The organism is Shewanella sp. JNE2, from assembly GCF_023159115.1.
GTDB lineage: Bacteria > Pseudomonadota > Gammaproteobacteria > Enterobacterales > Shewanellaceae > Shewanella > Shewanella putrefaciens.
This window is the reverse complement of sequence record NZ_CP096169.1, coordinates 1648302-1662822: the sequence shown is the minus strand read 5'-3', so window position 1 is coordinate 1662822 and position 14521 is coordinate 1648302. Positions and strand designations below refer to the sequence as shown.

Sequence of the window (14521 nt, the reverse complement as noted above, 5' to 3'; positions counted from 1 at the left end):
ATTTGGAGTTGTTACTCGAGCCCAGCAACTGGGCTCTACTGGCCATTATTGGTCTTATCGCAGGTTTTATCGATGCTATTGTGGGTGGCGGTGGCTTACTTTCGATCCCGGCATTATTAACGCTAGGGATTGCACCACATACGGCGTTAGGTACCAACAAACTTGCCGCGAGTTTTGGATCATCCATGGCCGCATGGACATACTACCGCCAGCATCTTTTTACACCTTCATTTTGGTATATGGCCTTTATTGCAACCTTTATTGGTGCAGTGCTAGGAAGTGTGCTCGTTTACTTAATTGATACTCAATGGTTAGAAAAAATCTTACCCTTGCTCATTATTGGTATCGCTATTTACAGTTTACTCAGCCCAAGCGCAATTTCAGATACCGATTGCCAAGTCCCAATACAGTCGCCACCAACACAAAAACAAGGCTTACAAGGTCTGATTCTAGGGGCTTACGATGGTTTTGCGGGCCCTGGGATTGGCGCATTTTGGACTGTGAGTTCAGGTTCACTCTATAAATTGCCCCTACTTCATAGCTGCGGCCTTGCCCGTGCAATGACGTTTACCAGTAACCTCACCGCATTAGCTATCTTTGGCTGGCTTGGCCAAGTGCAATGGCAAATAGGATTATGGATGGGGTTATGTATGATGTTAGGCTCATTTATCGGCGCACGGTGCGCGATTAAATTTGGCATGCCTTTTATTCGTCCTTTGTTTATTTTAATCGTGCTATTGATTGCCGCTAATCTGGCCTGGAGTGCATGGTTTTGAATACCCAACAACTGCTCACTATTTTAAAGAATCAGCTAAAAGCGCTCGAACAGGAAGTGCTGCTACACGATAATCAGCTCGCACCGCAGCAACGAAAACTATTACAGGACACCGAACGCTTTAATCAAGCGCTGTTTATCCAACACGGTGCCCAGTTAATGCCCTGTATAGAACAAATTCGTAATAGCATCAGCCAACTGGAAAAACAAATTAAGCTCAAACTTGCACCACACACCATCTCTTTATGCTGTGAGCGTATTCAAGACAGATTTACCGCGGTAAAACGCGCATTACTGACCACATCTATTGATTTAAAATCGAAAAACCAACAACGTGCGAGCAGCCGGGCGCGTTTTGCAAAACGCCAAGCACAGTCACATCAAGAAAGTGGTTTTGGTTGGATCGCCAGCAATGTGTTACAAAATAGCCACGAAATCTATGGCGAACTTAACAAGCATTTGAATTGGGCGAAAAAATTTGAGCAAAAAATTGAAGAAATGGAATCAAAACTTGAAAACTGTCATAGTGCTGACAAAATAAAATTGCAAAATGACATCCTTTTGATGCATCGTCGTCTAGGAAAATGCAGGCAAGCTATCAGTTATATAGAAGATCGCATTCAAACATTCGAACGTCCGTATCAAAGCAATAATCGTTAAGGAGCAACAATGAAATTACTTTTACCAATCAGCAGCCTGCTAATATTACTCGGTTCAACCTCTGCCCTTGCTGCAGATATTAATATCCCCATGTCATTCGAATACATTGCACTCGATGGTAAAAAAGTTGAATCCAGCCTGTTCAATCACAAAAGCAGCTTAGCATTAACGCCAGGCACACATAAAATAGCTATTCGCTACCATGAAATGATTGAAGATCAATTCAGCGATAGTCAAAGCTTTGTAAAATCATCTCCTTTTATTGTCACCCTAGAAGTCGATGGGGATCATCAATACTACCTTCAACCTGCTGAAGGAAAAATTGTTAAAAAGCCTAAAGTTTTTGCCCAAAACCCACAGATTCTATTAACCCGTGGCGACAAAGGGCAAGTTAATTACCAAGTGACTAATACCAATATTGAAGAAGAAAGTTTTGTTTCTCGTCTATTTAGTGGAAACCAAGCTGTTGATGTATCAAGTACCGCAGTTCAAGCAACGGGAGCGGCAGGGACTGCAACTGTTACTACGCCAACACAGCCCCCAACATCGGCTCAAGCCGCTGTAATTGCAACCTCATTAACACCCACAATGCCTACCGATGATGCATCAAAGGTGACTGGAGCAAATCCGCAGCAGATGCTGCAATACTGGTGGTTACAAGCTGATGAAAAAACACGTAAAGAATTTATGAGTTGGGCAATTTCACAACTCTAAGCTTTTATGACTCCACAGCGCTATCACGCCAGCTATCCTAAGCTGGCGTTTTCTTTTTACTAGATATCCAACTCCCCACCTGTATCAATGTTCTGCAATATCAAGTCTGTTAGAACTGCTTCAACGGTATTTGACTGAAAAATCAATGGTAAAGTCAGTAATTATTACTATTACTACTGTGATAATCGGCAGTTATAACGCAGACACACTACAATTAAGCTAAAGACATAATCAACTTTTTATTGCCGCAAATCATTTATGGTTGCAAACTCAATAAAAACCGTCATGGAGCACAGCGATGCAACTTGAAATCCGTAACTATTACGAAGTACTCTTAATGGAAATGTTATCAGATGAAGGACTTATGGATGAACTGCCTGAGGACTATTTAGCCGATCTCTGCTGCGTAACACTAAACCAATTACCTGTACGTTATATACGTCATCTGGTCGATACCTACTTTTTTGAAGACTATGACGAATTACAGGAATTAAAACGAGAGATCCAAGCAGCACTCGAAAAATCCCGCGCATTTCTCAAACAAAATCTACAAAAAAGGCTACAAGAAGAAGCAGGACACATCGCGTAAATAAGCAGAAATAACAATATAAATAGTAATATTTGAAGTAGTTATTTAGACGCTAATTTAATGTTGATAATTTATCTGTGGGATGAAGATATAGATTGGAGGTTCCCCTAGAGCCGACACCCCGGCACACGAGTCGCTTGCTGCGGTTGCTCCCTTCCGGGCCTGGCCGAGTTCACAAGTTATCATTGCGGGGGGTTACAAGGTTAGCAACCATTCACATGCTTAAAATTACCTAAGTGGGTTAAATTGTTAAATGACCCACTATTTGTACCACCAAAAGCGATTTGGTCAAGTGTTTATAACCTCAAAAATATAATCCCCTTCAAAATTCAACGACTCAGAGCAATTTTCAAAACAGCAGTGTGTTTTACCATATGGTATATCTTGATGATTTTTGATACGTTGATGTGAAATTGTTGGTCTGTGATATGCCAGAAGGATAAAGACTGGTGCACAAGTACAATACAGAGGATGTATATGGCTCGAAGATCTACTAAAGCAGAAGCAAAATTAGTCACTCTTGCACTGATAATTGGTATTCCCATTGTTGTGATCTCAGAAATATTTAAGGCCACAGGCTGGCAAATCCCAATTTTCATAATTGTTGGTGTAATTATCCTAATGATTTTACACAATAGCAGTAAGAAGAAAGCACGCCTTGCGTATCTAAGAGATAAGTATGGTGATGAATTAATTGTTAAGAAAATTTCCGAGGGGTATTTTTGGGAAGGCCAAACAGCCGAGCAGCTTTTAGACTCTCTAGGCCGTCCCGAAGCCGTCGACAACAAGCAGCTTAAAACTAAAGTTAAAGAAGTTTGGAAATACAATCGACAAGGTGCAAACCGCTATTCATTAAGAATTTCGGTCGAAAATGGCTATGTGGTAGGCTGGGATCAGAAAGCCTAAGCTACCTCTTACAACAATATTATGAAGGAAAATATGATGACTCTGACGCAGCTTACATTCATAGGTTTTTATCTTAACGGTGCACAAGGAAGTGGAAGGTACGACTCAATATCTATAACTGACATTAAGACAGAACTAGAAAAAGGAACACTGTTTCCATACTTAGAGAAGCAACTGGGACAAGACATTGATACCAGTATATTTTCTGAGGAAGAAAAAGCCGCGCTAAATGCCGAATGGTTAGAAATCTCGTTGGTTACTAACGAAAAAAGAAAAATGTGCGTAGAAAAAGGTGGTTTATGCTTATTGGTTGCTTATGTACTTGAAAGTATTCAAATATTAAATAGAAAAGCGTCAAGATAATAGCAGGTATCACCCTGTAACGACTTCTAGAATACTCCAAAATATAGCTACATACTAACACGCCTTAGGTCGAGCGAATTTGACGATTTTAGCGTAGATAACTAGGTAATTACCGTTCGTTTTGAAAGTACGGTTTATAGCTGTATTACATTACACACATGCACAGGGGACTAAATGATTGCTTTCTTTATAGGTGCACTCGTACTTGTTGCGATCATCGGCATCAGTTTTTCTAACAAAGGTGATTTAGACCGCTACCAGCAATTGAAGAACAAGCGTCGATTTAGTGGCAAACGCTTAACACCTTCTGAGCAACAAGAGATCGATAAGTTAGCGCGTAAGTATTGGTGGTGGTAGATTGGACTGGTGCTGATCCAGTGTATACGTACTCAAGTGAACTATTTGGAGTTAGGTTAGAATGTTGTCAGAATTAAAAAATAGAGCTGTTGAAGCCGATAAAGCTTTTAGTTCATTTGATGAGATTTTTAGTGACTGGTATGGGATCTTAAGTAGCTCAGAAAGTTTGAGTCCACTACTGAGTTTAGACATTAGCAGTGAGAGTAAACAGCTACTTTCCAGCTTAGTTGATACAGCTTCTGTCTTAGATAAAACATACAAAGAACTTGAACTAAAAAGAGATGAGATCGTACTTGAATATGCATTAGCATTAGTCGGTGGAAAATTGGGTGACATAATTGACTATGTTGATCACACAGGTAAAAACTGTTCGCTGGTCATCGAGTCTGCGTTTATGTACGGAACAGACGTTAGCATCTATGGAACTAGGTTTCTTAAATCAGGACACATTGGTAAGACCCAAGGCTCTGTGTATCTTGGAAACATGAGTTGGGCTTTACGAAAATAGCTATAACGAAGTAGCTTTGCTATGCATAAGTGAGTTATCTTTCTTGCTCTTGCTTAAGCTCGCGGCTTACTTGCTGGACTAAGTATGGTGAACACCCTATCACTTGCTGAATACAAGTATAGGTTTCACCAGCTAGTAGCAATTTCCTAATCGAGTCACACGCTTTGTATTATCTTTCTTGCGTCCTTGGTATTTGCCTTGTTCCTTCGCTTTCTCAATCCATTCGCCTTGTTTCGTAATCGTCTCTTGCTTGGTTAGCAGCAAGGTCAAGTATGAATGCCGTTGGAATACGTGAGGTAAAGCTATCATTACTCGATTCGTATAATCCCTTATGTGTCGTATATTCAAAACTTAACATCACTAATAATTGTTAAAACTAGCTATAGGTAATGGTATTAATGAGACATACAGTATTCTACCGTTCGTTTTAAAAATACGATTACAAACATATTATTGATTTGATAATTAGATTGAAATACTTAATTAAGGGCGTTTAAAACGTTACTCATACCTCTTTATTCCAATGGCGTTTAACGGTCAGTACCGTACATTTTAACAATTTTGCTATTTCACTTTGTGTCATTTTCTTAGCTTTATACTCCTGTACTTTTCTAGTTGTCTCAGTAGCTACGGGACGTCCTAGTTTCACACCATTAGCCTTACAACGGTTCAACCCCGCTTTGGTTCTTTCTGCTATCTTTGCTTTCTCAAACTCTGCAAAGGCAGTAAACATCTGTAACACTAGCTGTCCGTCACTACTTGCTAGATCTCTGTCTGGCAGGTCTAAGGACTTCACTTCGATACCTTTCTTCATGAGCATCTTAATTGTTTGCTGCACATCAATATTATCTCGTCCCAGCCTATCGATTTTCAGGACTACTAATTTATCCCCCTCTTCTAACTTATCCACCAGCTTTGCAAACTCAGGGCGCTGCATTGCAGGGACACCCCCTGATATGGTTTCAGATATAAAGCGATTGGTAGGTACTGTGTAACCTTTAGATTCTAGTTCTAACCTTTGGTTTTCAGTTGTTTGTTCGGAGGTACTGACACGGCTATATATGAAGGTGCGAGACATAATTATCAACCCAAAGATATCAACAAGTGGTATCATCATATAAAATCAATCATAAATGATCAACCACTAATTAAAAGATACCTTGCACCCTATCTTTTTTAGGTATCTTTTAACGAACATTAAATGTTACCCCGCCTCCAGCCATTTCTTTCTAGCCTGCTTGCAACAAAACAATTGAATCTATCCTATTCAAATAATTGCCTAGGCGTGTTCTGGAGTGTTAATTACTAGAATGTTAGTGACTGCTAATGATTAAATGAAGAAAACGTAGCGTAGCGAAGTTTCGGCGAAGCCGATAATCTACTATCTAATAGAACTGATTAGTGGCTTCGCCACATGCCGCTTCGCGTCATCTCTATAGTGATATTGGATAGTAATAAATTAAATGGAAAACGTAGCGAAGCGAAGTTTCGGCGAAGCCGATAATTATTATCTAATAGTAATGATTAGTGGCTTCGCCACGATGTCGCTTCGTTCCATCTTCTATAATTTAAAAATGACGAAATACAAATCTATATAAAGTATTTCTTTTGTTTAATATTATATTTCGTCATTTTTCGATGACGTAGCGTAGCGAAGTCATTTGGCGAAGCCACATATTACTATAGCCCAGATTTGGATCTGTTTTCGTCATTCAGACATTTCGAATATCTATAAATTTTTGACACAAAAAAACCAACTAAAAATCTGGCTCTAGTTGGTTAATTTTTACTTTTACTTTTACTTTTACTTTTACTTTTACTTTCTGAATCCCATTAACTTTATTATATGGCTAGGTTCATCCAGATTTGGCTTGATACCATATTTACTCTCAAACATTTTTTTGTATCTTCGAGCAGTTGGATCAGTAACACCTCTACTCACTAGGAATTGAATAATTCCACATCCCTTACCTTTTTTACCAGCACCATTTGTATTACCAACTGGTGCGCCTACTGGCTTAGTATAGACAGCTATAGCACATGACCAATCAATTACAGCATTTTTGAATTTACTAGCTAGGAAATTTGCGCATCTACTGTCGGGTACAAAGAACGTTATCGCACCTTCATATTCACGATTTCTAATGGCTGTTCTGGTCACAGTCTGGTAGACCACATCAAGGACATTTTCAAAAATGAATGCTTCACTTAATGTATCTTCTGGTAATCCTAAAGCCAGCGATGATGTTCTCATAAATGCAATATCCCGTGTGCTAGGGTTTGCGCTATAGATCACTGCCGCTTGATTCGCATCTTTATATGAATTCAGCCCATGTGACTTAGGAGATATTGTTTTAAAGTGTTTGTCTTTTTCTGTCGTTTCTTGATGTCTAACATTAGTTGCTATTAATATTCCTTCTTTTGAATTATGCCGAACGATTTCCAGCATTGCATCAAAATTATCATCTAATACATTACGAGTAATGTAATCCCTCTTTCCATCTTGAAATTTCAATAACGGTATGATTTTGACATTTTGATCCATTGGATTACCATTCACTGATAAATTACCTTTTACTAATTCATAATCACATATCTTAGTGAAATAATGAACCGCAACAGAGCCAAAAACGTTGGCACCTAATAAGTGAATTTTTTCAAAATTTTCGAATATCTTTTTATAAACTAAAAATAGGTAATGGAAATAGATATATTCATTTTTCTTATCCACATCTTCTTTCTTATCAGTGGAATCATCAACATTAACATATTCCATTTCATTATCGATATCATTATCAATTTCTACGGCTTGTTTTTTATCGTATGTGATATACGCAAAATTTTCTTTACCGTAAGTCAATTTAGACGATAGGAAATCAACTTTACCGCGAGTGTGTTCTTGTGACTTTTGATTATAGCGATTTCTGATATCTAGAAGTTCTTTATCGGTACTAAGTTCAATTTCTTGTTTCAATTTTATAGCATCAGACGCGGTTGTTTTTAGGTACTTACAGCAAATCAAATCACTTGGCAGTTCATCTATAACAAGTTCGCGCTTACCAAATTTATCACAGTGCTTCAATAGTGAGGCATGAGTAATAATTAATATCCTAGTATCATTGATTGTTTTTTGATTGTAAGCGATATACTGACCTACATTTCCACTTGTAACTGAATTTTTATCATCATTAATAACTAAAGCATCAGGAATTTTTGATAAATATTCTTTTTGGAGTTCCTTTGTAGGGACAGCTATCAAAAACATATCATTGGAATTTTCTATCCGCTTACAAATCGAATGTGTTTTACCAGCACCCGCTGGGTATTCGTGTACGATTAATTTTTTATTTTTATTGGACATTTTTATTTCTCTTTTTAGTTTTAGTTTTAAAAAAAAGAGACTGAAAAAATGTTAGATAAGGATAAATTGATTTGGCTAGATATGGAGGTTAAGCGAGGATCAAGATTTAGTTTTTATCTAAAAGATTTGCAGTATCTTTTTTAATTTCATATTGAGTATGATTCTATTTAATTAAAATCATAATCAATAAGTTATTTCTTGTGATAAAAAACTGATAATTAGTAGGTTATCTTCTCTGAATCAGATAACCAATTAGCAAAATCTTACCTTGAAAAGGAACTTACCAAAATCCCTAACCAGCATTTTTAAAATATTGAAGCCAACCCATGCTCTATAATGGCGAACAATTAAAAATGAATTCAACACCAAGTTAAAACTGTCAATATAACGAATCACATAATCACATAATCACATAATCACATAATCACATAATCACATAATCACATAATCACATAATCACATAATCACATAATCACATAATAGCATACTTTTTATTATCTTTAAAAAATCATTTAATAATAACCCTAATGCAAAATTAACACTAAAAACTATCACACAGAGTAAATAACATTCACGCCAGATTAAATAAACCCTAACAATTTAAAAGTTTTTAATAATCGTTAATATCCCTATGCACTTCGAATAATGCTAAAAATTCAGAAAGCTCTTCATTTTTCAATTCTTTACCATAAAAATATGAATAATACTCAGTTTTATTGCTAGGTATCTCAACAATAGCAACACCACGGATATCTTTATAGATACTAAATCCTTTTGGTGCAATAACCTTATCGGCATCGATGTATTGGAACTTACCATCTTGCATCATTGGTATTTTACCATCATAAAAATGATAAATTAATTTATCTTCTGGCTCGAATTCACGCTCTGACTCTAATTCCGGCTTATAATCATTTTTCATTTCAAATCCTTTTCAGTCACATTCACTAGACGTTATATAAGCAATCGATACGTTAATATTTAATTAGTTTAAGCCTTTAAATATATTTACCCTTGAGAAAAACCCTATCGTATTTTAATAATTATGATTGATTATTTAACAAGTACTGTCGACAATATTCATCTGAACTGATCAAAGAGCTAGTTTCGGTTTGTTGTTCATCTTGTTGTTCATTTTTTTCAAATGGTGGCAGTTTTCGTGGTTTGGGCACTCTATATGGCTCAACACCCATTGAAAGGCGACGATTATTAACCTCTTCCTGATATTCAATAGACATAGGATTTATGCCTTTCCGACGAAGTCTCTCATCACTGATACTATCATAAATGAAATCATACTCTTCAGGGAAAAGGGTATGATGTAGTTCCTTAAAATTATCATCCATAAACATTCCTTAATAAAAATAACAATCAACCATGAGCCATCTCTTGAAAATAAAAGTAACTATTCAAAGCATCCCAATTACAGTTCCTAAAAAGTATCGTTTTTAGATTAAAACCAACATTCATGCATTTCCTTAAGAAATATCTCTGATATTGGCAATCCTGACTCCGAACCTATAACCGAGTCGATATCGCATTCTGGACAAATAGCAGTATTACCATCATCAACCCATTCAACAACACTTGTAGGCGGGAATATACTTAAGCAGTAAAAACAGCCACAAGTAGTGCTGCTTAAAATCTCTGCTCTATGGTTTGAGGAATGTTTATGAGCTTCCATTAATTCATTTTTTGACATTGCCTATCCAACCTCATCATTTTAGGGTTTGATCATTAAACCACATTAAAAGAGAAAGGATATAAGACCTTTCCCTTTATCCATTTCTAGCAACAAGCTAAATATCGTGTAGCTAGCTATATAATGACGACATTAACTATTTTCAGCTATTTCAACGTCGACATCAGCTAAGTTGTCGTCGGTCTGTGCAAGAATAAATTGTTGTAAATACTGACTTATGCGCACATTTAATTTAAATGGCAGTATTGTACCGCCTTCAAGTTTTTCAAAATATGCCTTAGCTTTTACTTTATCAACTGTCGATATCAGATTATCAAAACGACCAAATCGATTGATATTCTTATCATTAACATCACTTTTTATCAATGCTAAAAGCTGCTTTTTATCGAGCCCCAACGACGACACAACGGCATCTACACGCTTGTTTTCCGCATAGTTTTGATAGTCGTTTATGTAATCTCGAAAGCATTTACCAACACTCGGTGCTACATCACCACGCTGTAAATCATGTAAAAATAACTTGGCATACTTTTGCTCTAGTTGGGTTAATGATGCAAATGACTTATGTAACTCGTTTAGTGTTTGTTCAACCTCAAGGCTGTTGAGCCCTTTATTTATTTCTTTAAGATACTTATCAAAGCGACTATTCATATAATCGGCGTCAATCTTGCCAGTATCAATCTCTGTTAGGTATCCGACAAGGTCAAATGGTACATCCCCACCGGAGCCACCACCGCCCCCCGAGCTTGCTAACTCCTTATACCTAAGTACGAGAACTAAATAAGATTGTTCATTAATGAGAAGCTCAACGCTACGCTCATTATTTTCACCAAAGGAGTTTTCTAATTTATTCCATAAAAAACCTTGCACTTTCGCCGCATCTAAGTGTTTGTTAAACTTATTAAACAAGGAGGCAAATTTTGCACAAACTTCTGTATCATCGGGTAATTTTTCAAAATTTTTAATGCCTGAATCAACAAACACACTCTGGATCTCTGCAAATAACCTGTTCATTGCCTCTAGGTTCGCTTCCAGCTTATCGACATATAATCCTATCACTTTATCACCCGAGTAGAGTTTTATGGCATCTTGAATATTACGTTCCATCGTATGGGGCTTACGATAATATCGAATAGTGCCATGGGGCTTGTCGCTTTTGCCAAACAGTCGATTGGTACGCGAGAATGCTTGGATAATATTTTGATATTCTAGCACCTTATCCAGATACAGAGTGTTCACCCATTTTGAGTCGAATCCCGTCAACATTTGGTCAACTACAATGAGCAAATCTAACTGTTTCTCTGGGTCGGTATCTATGCGTTGATAAGGTGCTTTATGGGCAAGCCGTGCTGCGATATCTTTTTTAAATTTTGCATGTTTTGCAATATCAAAATCTTGGCCGTAGCGGGCATTATAATCCGCTATAATTTCTTCAAGGCCATCCTCTTTAAAGATAGTGCCATCATTGTTATCAGTATTAGCATCGAACAGAGCTGAAATTTTAAGCTCAGGTTTAGCCGCTTTTAAACGGCGATAATACTGGATAGCTTCGACTATAGAATCTGTTGCAAATATGGCATGAAACTTATTATTTTTACTCAGTACATCCCATTTTGCCGTAATATCTTCAACGACTTTTTGTTGATGAGCTTCGGTTAAATACTGTGACTTAGGTAAATAATCCTCGATACCGTTGATATAACCACCTGCTGCATCCTTGCCACCAGCCATTTTTAACTCATTGACAAACCGATTATATATTTTCTTTTTAGCTGGTGTTGATAAGGCATCGGCAATTGAGGTGGCATTAGCCTCCTTGAATGCAATTTGTTGCCGAATATCAGCATCTTTAAATGTTGGCACCTTGTAAGGGTCAAATCCCAGTACGTTCCTATCACGAATACCATCAGCAATACTATAACGATGAAGTTCAGGACCAAATACCGTTGAAGTCGTATTGCCTTTTTTCTCATTTTCTTCGTGAATGGGTGTGCCTGTAAAACCGAAAAACAGCGCACTTGGAAAGGTATTCTTAATCGTTATTAGCATATCCCCAAAGACTGAACGATGGGCTTCATCAAGGATAAAAACGAGACGTTTAGCACGGATTTTTTCAATGTCAGCAGAATTAATGGCTGAACCCGCATCGTCTACCGCTTCAAAAATTTTACTCATTTTTTGGATGGAGCTAACAATCAAAGTATCTGCAGGGTTAGTGCTCTTTAATTTAGTGACTAACACATCGGTATTTTCTGTCGCTTGAACGTCTTCACCATCACCTGCAAAGTTGCGATATTCAGCAAGGGACTGAACGCCAAGCTCAATACGGTCCATCAAAAACACCACTTTATCGGCGTCTTTAGATTGAGCGATTAACTGGGCAGACTTAAAGCTGGTCATGGTTTTGCCTGAGCCTGTCGTATGCCAAACATAACCGCCTAAGCGGTCGGCATTACCGCCAATCTGCTTCCAATTTGTTTTAGCCACTTTGTCAGAAATAGCACTCGCAGCATAATACTGGTAGCTACGCATCACTTTTAAGACGCCATCGGTATCATCGGCGACGGTATAAAAGCCAATGAGTTGATGCGCCATTGGAATAGACAATAACTCTGAGGTAACTTCTTTCCAGTTTTTCAACGGTTCGTTATTATAATTTGCCCAGTGGAATTGATAGTCAGGATTAAATACTCCATCCATGCCTTGGTTAGCAAAATATTTAGTTTCATCTGGTGTCATAGCAACAAATATTTGCACCAGAGAAAATAACCCTGTAAAAATGCCCTCTTTACTATATTTGTCAATTTGATTGATAGCCTGACTTACAGGAATACCGCTACGCTTAAGCTCAACATGGATAACGGGCATGCCGTTGATTAATAACAGCACATCTCCACGTCTGTCGTTACGCAGCGGACTTCCACGTTCAAACTTGGGTTGTTGTACAATTTGATAACGGCTTTGGCCTGCGGCGATTTCTTGCCTATCGTATATTTTTAAACTGACCTCTTTACCAAAATGCAACGTATCGGCTGGATTATCGCGCTTAATGGCAACGGTTTTGCCATTGATAAAACCATTTAATTTTAAGGGGGTCTTGAGGTCTTTAATTTGCTCAATAATTTGCTGCATTTCGCCTTGAGTCAGTGGCACCTCATTTAAGCGGTCACGTTGGCGGTTATTTTCAAATAAAATAGTTGCCCAATTTTGCAATAAATCCGCTTCAGTTTTATTTTTTAATATCTCAGATCCCCAGCCTTTATGGGTGAGGATATCAACAAAAGCGGCTTCAAAATCAGCTTCTTTTTTAAACGTAATCATGCATTTGCTCCCTGCTAGACAAACATCTTACTCAAGCAGGCTTGCTTGATGTTATTGAGTTTGGTTATTTGTTGTTGGTGTTGATTGATTAAATTATCAAGCTTTTGGAAGTAGTTCCCGATGGCGGTTTGTTCCTCTTTTTTAGGAGCAAGAATTCTTACATTAGAAATATCGCCAAGCGATAAGTTCGGCTGTGCACCTTGTGAAGCAGATGCATCTACAAAATCTTTAAAATCTTTAGTTTTAGTAAAGTGATATAGAAATTTAACTTTAACAGGGGAATCATTTTTTAATCTAACAATAGCTAGTGCCTGATTGGTATTTGCTGGCAGTATTTCTTTTTTTACTATTGCAGCTCGCCCTAATGCGCCAGCAATCGATATCAGTAAATCATTTTCTTTAATTCTTGATCTTGCCAAAATTTGGTCTGTCTCAGCATCGATATATGCAAACTTTGATTGACTTATATTGCCTATTTCATCTACAGATTCGACTTTTACAAAGGAAATGCCACTATCAACGAAACTCCGGCCTATGGTCATTGGAGTAGTACCCTTAGTTATCAAACTAGAGCAGTATCCAATAGTGAAATGCTCCCACTCCCCACTAAACCCTTTAAAGCGGATTTCTGGAGCGGTCTCGCCTTGTTTGGGGAACATTTTTTCCAGCATAGCTTTTTTAATGCTGCTGAGCTTGTCATGCTTTTGTTGGTGTTGGTTAATTAGGTTGTCGAGCTTTTGGAAAGTGTTGCCGATGGCAGTTTGTTCTTTAAGTAATGGTAGTGAGATAGCTATTTGTTTTATCAAATTTGAGCTTAAATTTTCCTGACCTCCAGCATTACTTAACTCTCTAATTTCAGCATATCGTCCAAATAAAAACTGAAAGACATAACTAGTATTAACTTTTTGATTGAGCACAATAGCGGCACACGCTTGGTTTGTGGCAGCATCTATTCCTAAAACAGCTGTTTTTCCGCGAGTCTTCCCTTGCCCATACATTGCCATTAGCAATGTATTTTTAGGGAATACCTTAGCCGAAGAATTTTCTAAACCTTCGCTTGTTATATATTCTTCAGCTTTATTAATAATATTAAAATCTACAAGGGTCGTTGTAATCCACGGTATTTTCCCATTCCAATATTTTGATATTTTCCTGCTCGGTGTCCCTCCAGAACTTAAAGTAGCAATATCGCCTAACTTACACTCCTCCCATTCCCCACTAAATCCTTTAAAGCGAATCTCAGGCACATTTTTATTAACACTCAT

General features: G+C 37.5%; 15 protein-coding genes and 1 other RNA gene. 8 read left to right on the top strand and 8 right to left on the bottom strand.

Annotated features, from left to right (window positions below):
- Nucleotides 1–2: 2 nt before the first annotated feature.
- From MZ182_RS07415 to MZ182_RS07400, 4 genes are all read left to right on the top strand, one after another.
- A complete protein-coding gene (locus MZ182_RS07415) occupies nt 3–776 on the top strand; it encodes a sulfite exporter TauE/SafE family protein (RefSeq protein ID WP_011789871.1) in 774 nt (257 codons plus the stop codon).
- Entirely contained in the window at nt 767–1435 is a 669-nt protein-coding gene (locus MZ182_RS07410; protein WP_011789872.1) for a primosomal replication protein, read from the top strand. The genes MZ182_RS07415 and MZ182_RS07410 overlap by 10 nt, the downstream gene beginning before the upstream one ends.
- Before the next feature lie 9 nt (nt 1436–1444).
- Entirely contained in the window at nt 1445–2149 is a 705-nt protein-coding gene (locus MZ182_RS07405; RefSeq protein ID WP_025008234.1) for a DUF2057 domain-containing protein, read from the top strand.
- 298 nt (nt 2150–2447) lie between these two features.
- Nucleotides 2448–2738 carry a late competence development ComFB family protein gene (locus MZ182_RS07400; protein ID WP_025008233.1) on the top strand — a complete coding sequence of 97 codons (291 nt, stop codon included), beginning with the start codon at nt 2448–2450 and terminating at the stop codon, nt 2736–2738.
- A 108-nt stretch (nt 2739–2846) separates the two neighbouring features.
- Here the strand turns inward: MZ182_RS07400 and ffs are convergent.
- Nucleotides 2847–2939, bottom strand: an RNA gene (ffs, locus tag MZ182_RS07395) — signal recognition particle sRNA small type.
- Between the two features lie 276 nt (nt 2940–3215).
- On the opposite strand from ffs, the gene MZ182_RS07390 reads away from it, so the two are divergent.
- From MZ182_RS07390 to MZ182_RS07375, 4 genes are all read left to right on the top strand, one after another.
- On the top strand, nt 3216–3644 hold the full coding sequence (locus tag MZ182_RS07390) for a hypothetical protein (RefSeq protein WP_220182035.1): 429 nt from the start codon (nt 3216–3218) through the stop codon (nt 3642–3644).
- 33 nt (nt 3645–3677) lie between these two features.
- Nucleotides 3678–4007 carry a hypothetical protein gene (locus tag MZ182_RS07385; RefSeq protein WP_147280445.1) on the top strand — a complete coding sequence of 110 codons (330 nt, stop codon included), beginning with the start codon at nt 3678–3680 and terminating at the stop codon, nt 4005–4007.
- A gap of 174 nt (nt 4008–4181) precedes the next feature.
- Nucleotides 4182–4364 carry a hypothetical protein gene (locus MZ182_RS07380; protein WP_115015321.1) on the top strand — a complete coding sequence of 61 codons (183 nt, stop codon included), beginning with the start codon at nt 4182–4184 and terminating at the stop codon, nt 4362–4364.
- Nucleotides 4365–4425: 61 nt separating this feature from the next.
- A complete protein-coding gene (locus MZ182_RS07375; RefSeq protein WP_115015324.1) occupies nt 4426–4872 on the top strand; it encodes a hypothetical protein in 447 nt (148 codons plus the stop codon).
- A gap of 505 nt (nt 4873–5377) precedes the next feature.
- Here MZ182_RS07375 and MZ182_RS07370 read toward each other — a convergent pair.
- The 7 genes from MZ182_RS07370 to MZ182_RS07340 all read right to left on the bottom strand — a co-directional run bounded on the left by MZ182_RS07370 (nt 5378) and on the right by MZ182_RS07340 (nt 14521).
- Complete coding sequence (locus MZ182_RS07370) at nt 5378–5989, bottom strand: recombinase family protein (protein ID WP_248066454.1); 612 nt, start codon at nt 5987–5989, stop codon at nt 5378–5380.
- Between the two features lie 699 nt (nt 5990–6688).
- Complete coding sequence (locus tag MZ182_RS07365) at nt 6689–8233, bottom strand: hypothetical protein (RefSeq protein ID WP_115015330.1); 1545 nt, start codon at nt 8231–8233, stop codon at nt 6689–6691.
- 610 nt (nt 8234–8843) lie between these two features.
- Nucleotides 8844–9155, bottom strand: a complete 312-nt coding sequence (locus tag MZ182_RS07360; RefSeq protein ID WP_115015333.1) for a hypothetical protein — start codon at nt 9153–9155, stop codon at nt 8844–8846.
- 121 nt (nt 9156–9276) lie between these two features.
- Nucleotides 9277–9579 (bottom strand): hypothetical protein, encoded by a 303-nt coding sequence (locus tag MZ182_RS07355; RefSeq protein WP_115015337.1) that lies wholly within the window; start codon nt 9577–9579, stop codon nt 9277–9279.
- Between the two features lie 107 nt (nt 9580–9686).
- Nucleotides 9687–9935: a cytoplasmic protein gene (locus MZ182_RS07350; RefSeq protein WP_115015340.1), complete on the bottom strand. Its 249-nt coding sequence runs from the start codon at nt 9933–9935 to the stop codon at nt 9687–9689.
- 132 nt (nt 9936–10067) lie between these two features.
- Nucleotides 10068–13256: a type I restriction endonuclease subunit R, EcoR124 family gene (locus MZ182_RS07345; protein ID WP_115015343.1), complete on the bottom strand. Its 3189-nt coding sequence runs from the start codon at nt 13254–13256 to the stop codon at nt 10068–10070.
- 14 nt (nt 13257–13270) lie between these two features.
- Nucleotides 13271–14521, bottom strand: coding sequence for a restriction endonuclease subunit S (locus MZ182_RS07340; protein WP_115015347.1), 1251 nt, complete (start codon nt 14519–14521; stop codon nt 13271–13273).

Coding starts and splice junctions, on each gene's coding strand:
- MZ182_RS07410 (WP_011789872.1), top strand. CDS start 767: ATGGTTTTGAATACCCAACAACTGCTCACTATTTTAAAGAATCAGCTA.
- MZ182_RS07405 (WP_025008234.1), top strand. CDS start 1,445: ATGAAATTACTTTTACCAATCAGCAGCCTGCTAATATTACTCGGTTCA.
- MZ182_RS07400 (WP_025008233.1), top strand. CDS start 2,448: ATGCAACTTGAAATCCGTAACTATTACGAAGTACTCTTAATGGAAATG.
- MZ182_RS07390 (WP_220182035.1), top strand. CDS start 3,216: ATGGCTCGAAGATCTACTAAAGCAGAAGCAAAATTAGTCACTCTTGCA.
- MZ182_RS07385 (WP_147280445.1), top strand. CDS start 3,678: ATGATGACTCTGACGCAGCTTACATTCATAGGTTTTTATCTTAACGGT.
- MZ182_RS07380 (WP_115015321.1), top strand. CDS start 4,182: ATGATTGCTTTCTTTATAGGTGCACTCGTACTTGTTGCGATCATCGGC.
- MZ182_RS07375 (WP_115015324.1), top strand. CDS start 4,426: ATGTTGTCAGAATTAAAAAATAGAGCTGTTGAAGCCGATAAAGCTTTT.
- MZ182_RS07370 (WP_248066454.1), bottom strand. CDS start 5,989: ATGATGATACCACTTGTTGATATCTTTGGGTTGATAATTATGTCTCGC.
- MZ182_RS07365 (WP_115015330.1), bottom strand. CDS start 8,233: ATGTCCAATAAAAATAAAAAATTAATCGTACACGAATACCCAGCGGGT.
- MZ182_RS07360 (WP_115015333.1), bottom strand. CDS start 9,155: ATGAAAAATGATTATAAGCCGGAATTAGAGTCAGAGCGTGAATTCGAG.
- MZ182_RS07355 (WP_115015337.1), bottom strand. CDS start 9,579: ATGGATGATAATTTTAAGGAACTACATCATACCCTTTTCCCTGAAGAG.
- MZ182_RS07350 (WP_115015340.1), bottom strand. CDS start 9,935: ATGTCAAAAAATGAATTAATGGAAGCTCATAAACATTCCTCAAACCAT.
- MZ182_RS07345 (WP_115015343.1), bottom strand. CDS start 13,256: ATGATTACGTTTAAAAAAGAAGCTGATTTTGAAGCCGCTTTTGTTGAT.
- MZ182_RS07340 (WP_115015347.1), bottom strand. CDS start 14,521: ATGAGTGTTAATAAAAATGTGCCTGAGATTCGCTTTAAAGGATTTAGT.